We start from the raw sequence: 12,601 nt of genomic DNA on the forward strand, positions 1-12,601 counted from the left end.
GTTGTCGCACTGACGTCATGGCTCCTTCACAGATCGCACCGAGACTGCGCGCCTTGTCCAGCCCTGTTGTTTCCGAACAGGTGCTGGCCCTGTCGCGTCCTCCCGGAGCCCTGCCGTGCATCGTTCGAAGCTTTCGCGTTCCATCCTCCTTGCCCTTTCCATGGCCAGCGCAGGAGGCGCGATTGCAGCGGAGGCCGATGCGGTCGATGCCATGGCGGGCAGCCGAGCGGCGCCCACCCAGCTCGATGCGATGCTGGTCACCGGTACCCGCGCCTCCAACCGCACCCAGTTCGAAACGCTGGCGCCGGTGGACGTGTTCACCAAGGAAGACATCACGTCGGTGGAATCCACCGACCTGAAGGACGTGCTGGCGCAACTGGTGCCGTCGTTCGTGGTGCAGCGCCTGCCGATGGCGGACGGCCAGGTGTTCGTGCGCCCGGCCACCCTGCGTGGCCTGTCGCCGGACCAGACCCTGGTACTGGTCAACGGTCGTCGCTTCCATCGCAGCGCGCTGCTCGGCAACCGCGGGGCGCAGGCAGCCGATCTGGCACAGATTCCGACCAGTGCGATCAAGCGCATCGAAGTGCTGCGCGATGGTGCCTCGGCGCAGTACGGCTCGGATGCCATCGCCGGCGTCATCAACATCATTCTCGAGGATGGCCCCGGCACCGAGATCACCGCCGGCTATTCGCAGTACGCACAGGGCGATGGCGCGTCGCGTGATTTCAGCGCACGTACCGGCTGGTCGCTGGGTGACTACGGCAGCCTGGTACTGTTCGCCGAATCGTCGAATTCCGACGCCACCTCGCGCACCCGCCAGCGCCCGGATGCGATCGCCTTCCAGGCCGCGCATCCGGATCTGGATGTGCCCAATCCGGTACAGCGCTGGGGCCAGCCGGAACTGGAAAGCCGCCGCGTCGGCTTCAATGTGAAGGCCAATGCCAGCGACACGCTGGAGCTGTATGCGCTCGGCCTGTACAGCCACAGCGATGGCGTCAGCGATTTCAACTGGCGCAACCCGGACACCACCACCGGTGCCTACCGCACCACGGCGATCTTCCCCGGCTGGAACCTGCGTTCGATCTATCCGGTGGGCTTCAGCCCGCAGTACGGCAACGTCCAGAACGACCTGCAACTGGTCGGTGGCCTGCGTGGCGAGATCACTCCGAAGCTGCGCTGGGATGTCAGCGCGTCGTATGGCCGCAACGCCATCGACTACAGCTTGAAGAACTCGATCAATGCCTCGCTCGGCCCGGCCAGCCCGACCGACTTCGATCTTGGCCGCCTGACCCAGACCGAGAAGAACGCCAACGCCGACTTCAACTACGAGTGGGAGGTGGGCGCGCTGTCCAAGCCGATCAACGTCGCCTTCGGTGGCGAGTTCCGCCAGGAGACCTACCAGGTGCGTGCCGGTGATCCGGCCTCGTACGCGGTGGGCCCGGGCGCGGCCGCGGGCCTGGAGGCCAACTCCAACGGTGCACCGGGCTTCTCGGCCAGCCAGGCCGGGCAGTGGAGCCAGCGCAGCAAGGCGGCCTACGTGGATATGGAAGTGCCGCTGGGCGAGCGCTGGAGCATCGGTGCGGCCAGCCGTTACGAGGACTTCTCCAGCTTCGGCAGCACGCTGGACGGCAAGCTCTCGGCGCGCTTCGCGATCACCCCGGACGTGGCCCTGCGCGGCACCGTGTCCACCGGCTTCCGCGCGCCGACGCCGGCGCAGCTCAACACCACCAGCACCACCCAGGGGTTGGATACGCGCACGCTGCAGATCTTCACCAGTGGCCGCCTGTCGCCGAACGATCCGCTGGCGCAGCTGCTCGGTGCCCGGCCACTGAAGCCGGAAGAATCGCGTACCGCGTCGCTGGGCCTGACCTGGCGCACCGACCTGGGCCTGTCCGGCTCGGTGGATGTGTACCAGATCAAGCTCACCGACCGCTTCAGCCAGTCGGCCAGCTTCGCCATTCCGGCCGGCACGCCCAACCCGCTGGGCTATACCTCGGTGAACTACTTCACCAACGATTTCGATACCACCACCACCGGCGTGGACGTGGTCGGCAACTACCTGCGCGATCTCGGCGCCGGCCGCATGACGCTGACCCTGGCCTACAACTACAACCGCACCCGCGTGGACAACGGCAGCACTTCGGTGGCCACCAACGAAACCCAGCGCGTGCTGTTCGAAGATCGCCTGCCCGAGCACAAGGGCAGCCTCACCGGCAGCTGGGACATCGGTGCCTGGTCGCTGATGGCACGCATGCGCTACTACGGTGCCTGGACCGACTCCAGTGGCAATGCGGTGGGCGATATCTACCAGCGCTTCGGTGCGATGAGCTTCCTCGATCTGGCCGTTGGCTATCGCATCAACGAACACCACAGCCTGCGCGTCGGCGCGGACAACGTGTTCGACCGCTATCCGGACGAAGCCACCTTCCAGGCCAGTCGCGGCCTGGTCTACTCGCGCAACGCGCCGTACGACACCGACGGTGCCAACCTGTACGCGCAGTACCGGCTGAGCTTCTGATGGACCACAACCGCCGCTCCCTGCTGCGCGCCGGTGCACTGCTGCCGGCTGCAGCCGCGCTGTCTTCACTGCCCGCCGTGGCCGCCGCGGGTTACGCTGCGCCCATGCAGATTCCCGCAACGACCGTGGCACCGGACGTGCTGGCCCGCGATGAAGGCTACTGGGCCGCCGTGGCCAGCCACTTCGACATCACCGATGAAGTGAACCATCTGGAGAACGGCTACTGGGGGGCGATGGGCCGTGAGACGCTGGCCAGCTACCAGCGGCACACCGCCGAGGTGAACCGTGGCAACGCGTGGTATGGCCGTCGCGAGTTTCCGGCGCAGTACATGGCCGTGCAGCGGCAGGTGGCCGAGCTGCTGGGCGTGGGTGCCGACGAGATCGCACTGACCCGTGGCGCCACCGAGGCGATGCTGGCGCTGATCGGTGGCTACAACCGCCTGCAGCCCGGCGACCAGGTGCTCTACGCCGACATCGACTACGACAGCATGATCGGCGCGATGCGCTGGCTGCAGCAGCGTCGCGGCGTGCAGGTCGAGCGCATCGCGCTGCCGGCAGTGCCCGACCACGCGCAGATCCTGCAGGCCTACGAGGCCGCATTCGCGCGGTTGCCGCGCCTGAAACTGGTGCTGCTGACCCAGGTCAGCCATCGCCATGGGCTGGTGCTGCCGGTGGCGGAGATCGCCGAGCGTGCGCGTGCGCGCGGCATCGATGTGATCGTTGATGCGGCCCATGGGTTTGGCCAGATCGACTACGCGGTGCCGCAGCTGAAGGCCGATTTCGTCGGCATCAACCTGCACAAGTGGATCGGTGCGCCGGTCGGTGTCGGCGCAATGTACGCGCGTAGGGGCCGCGTTGCGGACCTCGACCCGTACATGGGCGAGACCGACGACGGCCGCGTGGGCAGCCGCGTACACACCGGCACGGTCAACTTCGCCGCCTACCTGGCACTGCCGGACGCCATTGCCCTGCATCAGCGCATCGGCGTGGCCAACAAGCAGGCGCGCCTGCGCTACCTGCGTGAGCGCTGGACCGTGCCGGCGCGGCAGATGGCGCATATCGAAGTGCTGTCCTCACCGGACCCGGCGTTGGCGAGTGCATTGGCCAGCTTCCGCCTTCGCGGGCGCACCAGCGTGGCTGACAACATCGCGCTGCAGAAGCGCCTGCTGGATGAGCATCGCGTGTTCACCACCCACCGCGACGGCCTCGATTCCGGCGCCTGCGTACGGGTGACGCCGTCGGTGTTCACCCGGCCGGAGCAGATGGATGCCCTCGTGCAGGCGCTCGTGGCATTGGCCTGACCTCCGCCGTTACGGTGGGTGCCGACCGTTGGTCGGCACATTCCAACCGTGCCGGTGAATCTTCCGCCGGCCAGCGGCCGGCACTACCGATTGGGTGGGTGCCGACCGTTGGTCGGCACATTCCATCCACGCATGGCGTGGATGTTCCCCACCTACCGCTCGATCGCCGGCAACGCATCGGACAACAACAACCGATCAATCCGCCGCAGGGCACTTTCCAGCTGCCGGCGGTCCGCCGCCAGCCCCAACGACAACCGCACGCCGTTCTGATGCACTACCCCCGGCGGGCAGAACGCCGATGACGGTGCGATCGCCAGGCCCTGCAGCTGTGCGGTACGCACCAGCGTGGCATCGGTCCACGGCGCCGGCACCCGGCACCAGGCATGCAGGCCCTCGGCACGCAGCAGCAACGACGGCGCCAGCAGATACCGCGCCATGCGCATGCGCTCGCGCGCCTCGGTGCGCACCTGCGCCAGCAGTGACTGTGCCGAACCATCCAGCAGCAGCTGGCTTGCCAGCGCCGCCACCAGCGGATGCCCCATCAACCGGGTGGCGCGCAGGGCCGATGCCATCACCTCGGCATGCGCGGCACTCGGGCAGCGCACGAAGGCGGTGCGCAGGCCGGGGCTGATCACCTTCGACAGCGTCGCCACATGGAACACATGACGCGGTGCCAGCGTTGCCAGCGGTATCGGCGTCTCTTCGGCGAGGTGCCAGTACGGATCGTCTTCGATCGCCAGCAGGCCTTCGCTCTCCAGTACACGCGCCAGCGCTTCGCGTCGCTGCAACGACAACGTCAGCGCGGTCGGGTTCTGGCAGGTGGGGTTGAGATAGACCAATCGCGCGCCACTCCCGCGCGCCTGCCGCACCAGCGCCTCGGGGCACATGCCGTGTTCGTCGCCGTCCACCGGCACCAGCCGCCGCCCAAGCGCCCCCGCGGCCTGCAGCAGCCCCGGGTAGACCAGCGTGTCGCACAGGATCGCGTCGCCATCGCGGCCCTGGCTGAGCAGGATCGCGGCCAACGCCACCTGGGCGCCTTCGGTCAGCAGCAGGCAGGCATCGTCCACCGCGCCCAGCATCGGCTGCAGCCAGCGCGCTGCCGCGTGGCGGTCGGTGGGGTTGCCGCCGCCCAGGTGGTAGGTCATCAGGTTCGGCGCGTTGCTGCGCGCAAGCACGGCGGCGGCACCGCGGCGCAGGGTCTCGGCCAGCGCATCGGCATTGGGCACCGGCGGCACGTTCATGCTCAGGTCCACCACCTGGTCGAAGCCAGCCTTGGGCGGTGCGATGAAACTGCCCTGTGGACCGCGCGCCTCGATCAGGCCGCGCTTGCGTGCTTCATCAAACGCCCGCGTCACCGTGGTCAGGTCGACGCCGAGCTGCTGCGCCAACGCGCGCTGCGAGGGCAGGCGTTGCCCCGGTGCAAGACCACCGCGGCGCACCGTGCGTTCCAGCGAATTGACGATGCGCAGGTAGATCGGCCCGTTGTGCGCGAGCACGTCCTGCACCCATTCGCGGGCTGCGACATCCGGTCGCGGCATGTACGGAGCATGTCGGGGCGTATCGTTGCTTCCAACGGCGGGAGCCTGTCCATAACCATCGGTCGGTTCGGACAGGTGACCGCCGTTGTTGTTTGCAGCGGCCGCACCGGCCAGCGTCAGTGATGTCATTGCGCGTCCTCAGCGCTTGGCCTGCCAGGGGCAGTAACAGCCCACGGCAAGCAGTCCTTTCGGGCGCACGGTTTCGCCGCGCACCAGTTTGTCCAGCAGTGGTTCGACGAAGCTGTTGGCCGAGTTGCAGACCATGCCGATGCTGTACGGGCCGGCATAGGCGAGATGGCCTTGCCGGTCCCAGATCGCCACGGCAGGGCTGGCCGGTATGTGCTCGATGCCCTCGATGGTGGGCAGGTTGATCACCTTGTCGCGCAGCGGCTTGGGCAGCTCGCCCTGTGTACCCGGGCGGCGGATCGCATAGAAGTCGATGCCGGCGCGGCGGTACATGCTGATCAGGTAGCTCAGGTGCGCACCGGTTTCGCGGTTGCACACGCCACAGGCCGGGTCCCAGAAATGCACCACGCGGATGCGGCCGGTGTCACCGGCCAGATCGGCCGGCAGGCGCAGCTGCGAGTCGTCGAAGACGATGGCCTGTTCGGTGAACGTGGATTGCGCGCTATAGCCGAAGTACTGCCACAGCGCGGCCGCGACGCCGGCCATGAACAGGCAGGCGAGGGCGATCATCGTCGGCAGCAGCCAGCGGCGACGCGGCGCGGCTGCGCCCATCAGGAATCTTCCCGGCCGAACTTGTGCACGTACTGCTTGCGCATCTCGCGGCAGGAGTCGGCCTGCGCGCGACGCTGGATCTCGCTACGCGACGGATCCTCGCTGCGCTGCATGCATTGCTCGATGGCGTGGCGTTCGGCGGCCTGCACATCCACAGTCTGCGGCTGCAGGCAGACCCAGGCCAGCGCCGCCAGCATCAGCACCACAAAGCCGCCACAGCCGGCCATCACCAGGTGGAACTTCAGTTTCTCGGCGCGCATCGGGGCACGTCCCTTCATCCATACATTGCATACAAAATATCATCTTGTATGGATGAAGTGCCATGCAGCCGGTTCAGACGATGGCGTTGTGGCGTGCCTCGGGGGCCTCGGACAGGATCTCGTTCAGCTTGGCCAGCGCCCCGGCCAGCGCACCCTGGTCGACCGCGCCGCCCAGTGACAGGCGGATCGCGTTGCCCGGCGGCGGTTCTTCCACGCTGAAGGCATCCGAGCTGGCGATGCCCAGGCCCTGCTCCTGCGCGGCCTGGATCAGCCGGTACTGGTCCAGCCGCGGCGGCAGTGGCAGCCACACGTGCAGGCCGGCCGGATGCGCCTGTGCACGGGACGGCAGGTACTGCGCGGCAATCGCCTGGCGTTCGCGCAGCTCCTGCTGGAAGCGCTGCACCATGTCCTGGGCCTGGCCGCTGCGGATCCACTGCGAGGCCACCGCCACCATCGACTGGGTCGGCATCAGCGCGATCGCGCGCAGCGCGTCCAGCACCGGTTCCATCGGCTCGCCGGCCGGCACCACCAGGTAGGCGGTGCGCAGGCCCGGCGCCAGGCACTTGGACAGGGTGGAGATGTAATAGACCGGGCAGCCCGCATCGCGGTGTGCGGCCAGCGGCGGCGCGGCGTCTCCGGCCAGCAACCAGTAGGGATCGTCTTCGATCACGGTCAGATCGTGGCGCTTCGCGACCGCCAGCAGCGCCTGCCGACGCTGTGCCGACATCGTCGCCGTGGTCGGGTTCTGGATGGTCGGCACCAGGTACAGCAGGCGCGGGCGACGGAGCTGGCAGGCCTCTTCCAGCGCTTCAGGCAGCATGCCTTCGGCGTCCATCGCCACCGGCACCACGCCCCGCTGCAGCACGCGCGCGGCGGCCAGCAGGCCCGGGTAGGTCAGCTGCTCGGCGGCGATCAGCTCGCCCGGCTGGGTGCGGGCCAGGATCAGCGCGCACAGCGCGGTCTGCGCGCCGGGGCAGATCACCACCTGGTCGGCGCCGACCGTGCCCAGCATCGGTGACAGCCACTGCACAGCGGCGGCGCGGTCCTCGCGGGTGCCGGCACCGACGTGGTAGCTCATCAGTTCGCCCTGGCCCAGCTGCTGGCCCACGTGCTGGAAACCGGCCTCCATGCCCTGCGCGAACGGCGCGCTGCCCAGCAGCGGCGGGATGTTCATGCTCAGGTCGACCGAGGTGCTGCGGTTGCCGGCCGACAGCGCGATGAAGGTACCGCCGGCGCCCTGCGCGTCGAGGAGGCCGGCCTGGCGCAGCTCGGCGAAGGCGCGGGTGACCGTGGTCAGGTCCACGCCCACCTGCTGGGCCAGGTCGCGCTGCGGCGGCAGGCGGTCGCCCGGGCGCAGCACCCCATCGTCCACCGCCTCGCGCACCTGCTGGGCAATCTGCAGGTACAGCGGGCCGGCGCCCTCGCGGAACGGGCGAACCCAGGTGCGATTGGGGTGCTTCAGGCGGCGGCCGGCGGCAGGTGGCGTCATCGGTCAATTTTTTCCATACGTGCAGATGCACAAGTCCATACAATTATGTATCTTGTATGGGCTTGATTGGAGTGGTTCGCTTTTTTGTAGGCGACCTCGTACCCACAGTGTAGCCGCTCCACGCCCGGGCGCTGCGCGCAGGCGAGCCGGTCAAGCGCGCTTCTTCAACAGGGTTGACCTCCAATGAATATCTGCTGGAACCGCATCCGCCTGGCGCTGGTCGCCCTGGCCTGCGTCGGCCTGTCGGGCTGTGACTGGGTGCTGCTGGATTCGAAGGGCATGGTCGGGCTCGCCCAGCGCGACCTGATCCTGATCTGCATCGGCGTGATGCTGATCGTGGTGATACCGGCCATCGTGCTGACCTTCGTGTTCGCCTGGCGCTTCCGTGCCGGCAACACCAAAGCGAAATACACGCCGGACTGGTCGCACTCCACCAAGGTGGAGATCGTGGTCTGGGGCGTGCCGCTGCTGATCATCGCCGGTCTGGCGGTGATCGTGTGGAAGTCGACCCACGAGCTGGACCCGTACAAGCCGCTGGACGTGGCCGGTGAACCGCTGCACGTGGACGTGATCGCCACCGACTGGAAGTGGGTGTTCGTATACCCGGACCTGGGCATCGCCACGGTCAACCAGCTCAACTTCCCGGCCAACCGCCCGCTGGCGTTCAACATCACCTCCAACTCGACGATGAATACCTTCTTCATCCCGCAGCTGGGTGGGCAGATCTACGCGATGGCCGGCATGCGCACGCAGCTGCACCTGATCGCCAACGAGCCCGGCCAGTTCCGTGGCATGTCCGGCAACTACAGCGGGCATGGCTTCTCGAACATGAAGTTCATCGCCACCGCCAGCAGCAACGAAGAGTTCGAGCGCTGGGTGGCCGAGGTGCGCAGCGCACCACAGGCGCTGGATTTCAACCAGTTCAAGGCGCTGGCCGCACCGTCGAAGAACGCACCGGTGCAGCACTTCTCCAGCGTCGAACCGCTGCTGTTCAAGAAGGTCATCGACCAGTTCATCGGCGTCGGTGAGAACACCGCTGCTGCTACCCCGGCGGGTGCTGCCGGCGGTGCCCAGGTTTCCCAGGAGTAACGAACATGTTGGGTAAATTGACGTGGGAGGCCGTGCCGCTGCACGAGCCGATCGTCGTGGTCACACTGGCGGCCATGGTGCTGGGTGGCCTCGCGCTGCTCGGCGCGGTGACGTACTTCAAGCTGTGGGGCCCGCTGTGGCGTGACTGGTTCACCACCGTGGACCACAAGAAGATCGGCATCATGTACGTGGTGGTGGCGCTGGTCATGCTGGTGCGTGGCTTCGCCGACGCGCTGATGATGCGCGCGCAGCTCGCCGCGGCCGGGCCGGGCAGTGACGGCTTCCTGCCGCCGGAGCACTACGACCAGATCTTCACCGCGCATGGCGTGATCATGATCTTCTTCGTGGCCACCCCGTTCGTGGTCGGACTGATGAACATCATCGTGCCGCTGCAGATCGGCGCACGCGACATGGCGTTCCCGTTCCTCAACGCCTTCAGCTTCTGGATCTTCGTGGTCGGCGCCGCGCTGATGATGATCTCGCTGGGCGTTGGCGAATTCGCCATGACCGGCTGGGTGGCCTATCCGCCGCTGTCGGGCATCGAGTTCAGTCCAGGGGTCGGTGTCGATTACTACATCTGGGCGTTGCAGGCTTCGGGCATCGGCACATTGCTGACCGGCGTCAACCTGTTCATCACCATCCTGCGCATGCGTGCGCCGGGCATGACCCTGATGAAGATGCCGGTGTTCACCTGGACCGTGCTGGTCACCAGCGTGATCATCATCGCCGCCTTCCCGATCCTGACCGTGGCGCTGGGTGCGCTCACCCTGGACCGCTACCTGGACTTCAACTTCTACACCAACACATTGGGTGGCAACCCGATGATGTACGTGAACCTGGTGTGGGCCTGGGGCCATCCGGAGGTGTACATCCTGGTGCTGCCGGCGTTCGGCATCTTCTCTGAAGTCACCGCCACGTTCGCGCGCAAGAAGCTGTTCGGCTACAAGTCGATGGTCGGTGCCACGCTGGCGATCGGCATCCTGTCGTTCATCGTCTGGCTGCACCACTTCTTCACCATGGGTTCCGGTGCCAGCGTCAATGCCTTCTTCGGCATCATGACGATGATCATCGCCATTCCCACCGGCGTGAAGATCTTCACCTGGCTGTTCACCATGTACGGCGGCCGCGTCGAGTTCAGCGTGCCGATGCTGTGGACCATCGCCTTCCTGGTCACCTTCACCATCGGTGGCATGACCGGCGTGCTGCTGGCCATCCCGGGCGCGGACTTCCTGCTGCACAACAGCCTGTTCCTGGTCGCGCACTTCCACAACACCATCATCGGCGGCGCGCTGTTCGGCTACCTGGCCGGTTTCGCCTACTGGTTCCCGAAGGTGTTCGGCTTCACCCTCAACGAGCGCCTGGGCAAGTGGTCGTTCGCCTGCTGGGTGATCGGCTTCTACCTGGCCTTCATGCCGCTGTACATGCTCGGCTTCATGGGCATGACCCGCCGCATGAACCAGTACGACAACCCGGCGTGGACGCCGTACCTGATCGCCGCCTTCATCGGTGCACTGTTCGTGTTCGCGGGCATCATCCTGATGCTGGTGCAGATCTACGTGAGCGTGCGCGACCGCAAGCGCAACCTGGACCTGACCGGCGACCCGTGGAATGCACGCACGCTGGAATGGGCCACGCCGTCGCCGCCGCCGTTCTACAACTTCGCCGTGGTGCCCAAGGCCGATGAGCTGGATGCCTTCCACGAAGCGAAGAAGCGTGGCCTGCCGCCGCCGCCGAAGAAGTACGCGCCGATCCACATGCCGAAGAACACGGGCGTGCCACTGATCCTCAATATCTGGATCCTGGTGTTGTGCTTCGCTCTGGTCTGGCACATCTGGTGGATGGCCGCGGCCAGCTTCATCGCGATGATCGTCACCCTGATCGTGCGGTCCTACGACGAGGACGTGGACTACTACGTCAGTTCCGAAGAGGTGGCGCGCACCGAAGCGGCCAGCCTGGCCAAGTTGAAGGAGGTACGCGCATGAACCTGTTGACCCGCCCGGAGCTGGCCAGCGACACGCAGGCGCAAGAGGACCACCACGAACACGACCATGGCCACGAACAGGGCGGCATGAAGGTGTTCGGCATGTGGGTCTACCTCATGTCCGACCTGGTGCTGTTCGGTTCGCTGTTCGCCTCGTACGCGGTGCTCAGCACCGCCTACGCCGGCGGCCCCACCGGCAAGGAGCTGTTCTCGCTGCCGTTCGTGATGGCCGAGACCTTCCTGCTGCTGGTCTCCAGCATCACCTACGGCCAGGCCGTGCTGGCGATGCATCGCCACGACACCTCGGCAGTGCTGCGCTGGCTGGGCGTGACCTTCGTGCTCGGTGCCTCGTTCATCGGCATGGAGATCTACGAGTTCTCGCACCTGATCCACGAAGGCGCGGGCCCGAGCACCAGCGCCTACCTGTCGGCGTTCTTCGCGCTGGTCGCCACCCACGGCCTGCACGTGGCCAGCGGCCTGATCTGGATGGCGGTGGTCATGCACCAGGTCTACCGCCGTGGCCTGACCCCGACCAACATCACCCGCGTGTCGTGCCTGAGCCTGTTCTGGCACTTCCTGGACCTGGTGTGGATCTGCGTCTTCACCTTCGTCTACCTGATCGGAGCCTTCTGACATGGCCCACGTCGAAACCTCGCGCGCCGGCAATGCGCACGGTTCCACCAAGTCCTACCTGATCGGCTTCGTGCTGTGCGCGCTGCTGACCGTGGTGCCGTTCGCACTGGTGATGAACCCGGTGCTGTCGCGGCCGCTCACGCTGTTCCTGCTGGTCGGCTTCGCGGTGGCGCAGATCCTGGTGCAGCTGGTCTATTTCCTGCACATGGACCGCAAGTCCGAAGGCGGCTGGAACCTGGCCAGCTTCGTGTTCACCCTGGTGATCCTGTTCATCGTCGTCGCACTGTCGGTCTGGATCATCTGGAGCATGCACTACCACATGATGATCAACTGAGCCTGCGAACCGTGAAAGGCATTGCGTTCCCCCATCGTGGCCTGCGGCTGGCCGCAGGCCTGCTGCTCGGCCTGCTGGCCGGCTGCAGCGCGCAGTCGCGCATGGACTTCTATTCCAAGGACATCGCCTGCGAAGAACTCGGCCAGCACTGGTCGATGCCCGACAGCCACGGCACCGTGCGTGGCCCGAACGACCTGCAGGGGCAGGTGACCTATCTGTTCTTCGGCTTCACCAGCTGCCCGGACGTGTGCCCGACCACGATGGTCGAGCTGAGCCAGGTGAAGCACCTGATGGGCAAGGATGCCGATCAGCTGCAGGTGGTGTTCGTCAGCGTCGATCCGGCCCGCGACACGCCGGAGGTCGCGCGCACCTATGTGGAAGCGTTCGACCCCAAGGCGATCGCGCTGGTCGGCAACGAAGCGCAGCTGGCAGCGATGGCCAGCGACTTCAAGGCGTTCTACGAGAAAGAGCCCGGCCAGGTACCGGATACGTACACCATGAGCCACATCGCCGGTGGCTACGTGTTCGACCGCCAGGGCCGCCTGCGCCTGTTCGCGCCGTACGGCATGCCGGTGGACAAGCTGTTCTCCGACGTGCAGCGCCTGCTGCTCGAGCCCGGCCACCCGGCCGCCGGCAACGGTCCGCTGGCCAGCTGCAGCTCAAGGCACAGCGACACACTCGCCGCCCGCTGACGCCACCTCTGCCGCGGTGGGTGCCGAC

At 66.7% G+C, this 12,601-nt stretch carries 11 protein-coding genes; 7 read left to right on the forward strand and 4 right to left on the reverse strand.

Annotated elements, in window-relative coordinates:
- Positions 1–115: 115 nt before the first annotated feature.
- Both ACXI0D_RS13255 and ACXI0D_RS13260 read left to right on the forward strand, forming a co-directional pair.
- Positions 116–2,518: a TonB-dependent receptor plug domain-containing protein gene (locus tag ACXI0D_RS13255; protein WP_479642670.1), complete on the forward strand. Its 2,403-nt coding sequence runs from the start codon at positions 116–118 to the stop codon at positions 2,516–2,518.
- A complete protein-coding gene (locus tag ACXI0D_RS13260) occupies positions 2,518–3,819 on the forward strand; it encodes an aminotransferase class V-fold PLP-dependent enzyme (protein ID WP_479642671.1) in 1,302 nt (433 codons plus the stop codon). Before ACXI0D_RS13255 ends, ACXI0D_RS13260 begins: the two co-directional genes overlap by 1 nt.
- A 152-nt stretch (positions 3,820–3,971) precedes the next feature.
- Here ACXI0D_RS13260 and ACXI0D_RS13265 read toward each other — a convergent pair whose 3' ends face one another.
- The 4 genes from ACXI0D_RS13265 to ACXI0D_RS13280 are packed head-to-tail and all read right to left on the reverse strand — an operon-like array spanning position 3,972 to position 7,844.
- Positions 3,972–5,486, reverse strand: coding sequence for an aminotransferase-like domain-containing protein (locus tag ACXI0D_RS13265; protein ID WP_479642672.1), 1,515 nt, complete (start codon positions 5,484–5,486; stop codon positions 3,972–3,974).
- A gap of 9 nt (positions 5,487–5,495) precedes the next feature.
- Positions 5,496–6,095: a DUF6436 domain-containing protein gene (locus ACXI0D_RS13270; protein WP_479642673.1), complete on the reverse strand. Its 600-nt coding sequence runs from the start codon at positions 6,093–6,095 to the stop codon at positions 5,496–5,498.
- Complete coding sequence (locus ACXI0D_RS13275) at positions 6,095–6,373, reverse strand: hypothetical protein (protein ID WP_479642674.1); 279 nt, start codon at positions 6,371–6,373, stop codon at positions 6,095–6,097. Before ACXI0D_RS13275 ends, ACXI0D_RS13270 begins: the two co-directional genes overlap by 1 nt.
- 55 nt (positions 6,374–6,428) lie before the next feature.
- Positions 6,429–7,844: an aminotransferase-like domain-containing protein gene (locus tag ACXI0D_RS13280; RefSeq protein ID WP_479642675.1), complete on the reverse strand. Its 1,416-nt coding sequence runs from the start codon at positions 7,842–7,844 to the stop codon at positions 6,429–6,431.
- A 183-nt stretch (positions 7,845–8,027) separates the two neighbouring features.
- On the opposite strand from ACXI0D_RS13280, the gene cyoA reads away from it, so the two are divergent.
- Genes cyoA through ACXI0D_RS13305 form a run of 5 tightly spaced genes read left to right on the forward strand, consistent with a single transcriptional unit; the run spans position 8,028 to position 12,573 of the window.
- On the forward strand, positions 8,028–8,933 hold the full coding sequence (cyoA, locus tag ACXI0D_RS13285) for a ubiquinol oxidase subunit II (protein WP_049444111.1): 906 nt from the start codon (positions 8,028–8,030) through the stop codon (positions 8,931–8,933).
- Between the two features lie 5 nt (positions 8,934–8,938).
- Positions 8,939–10,915 carry a cytochrome o ubiquinol oxidase subunit I gene (cyoB, locus tag ACXI0D_RS13290; RefSeq protein ID WP_014038802.1) on the forward strand — a complete coding sequence of 659 codons (1,977 nt, stop codon included), beginning with the start codon at positions 8,939–8,941 and terminating at the stop codon, positions 10,913–10,915.
- The gene (gene cyoC / locus ACXI0D_RS13295) at positions 10,912–11,547 is read left to right on the forward strand and encodes a cytochrome o ubiquinol oxidase subunit III (protein WP_080347486.1); all 636 of its coding nucleotides are present in this window, start codon (positions 10,912–10,914) and stop codon (positions 11,545–11,547) included. The genes cyoB and cyoC overlap by 4 nt, the downstream gene beginning before the upstream one ends.
- A gap of 1 nt (position 11,548) precedes the next feature.
- Positions 11,549–11,881, forward strand: coding sequence for a cytochrome o ubiquinol oxidase subunit IV (cyoD, locus tag ACXI0D_RS13300; RefSeq protein WP_006399830.1), 333 nt, complete (start codon positions 11,549–11,551; stop codon positions 11,879–11,881).
- Between the two features lie 11 nt (positions 11,882–11,892).
- Positions 11,893–12,573 carry an SCO family protein gene (locus tag ACXI0D_RS13305; RefSeq protein ID WP_119006875.1) on the forward strand — a complete coding sequence of 227 codons (681 nt, stop codon included), beginning with the start codon at positions 11,893–11,895 and terminating at the stop codon, positions 12,571–12,573.
- The last annotated feature ends 28 nt before the right edge of the window (positions 12,574–12,601 follow it).

It is taken from the genome of Stenotrophomonas sp. C9D9 (assembly GCF_056491205.1).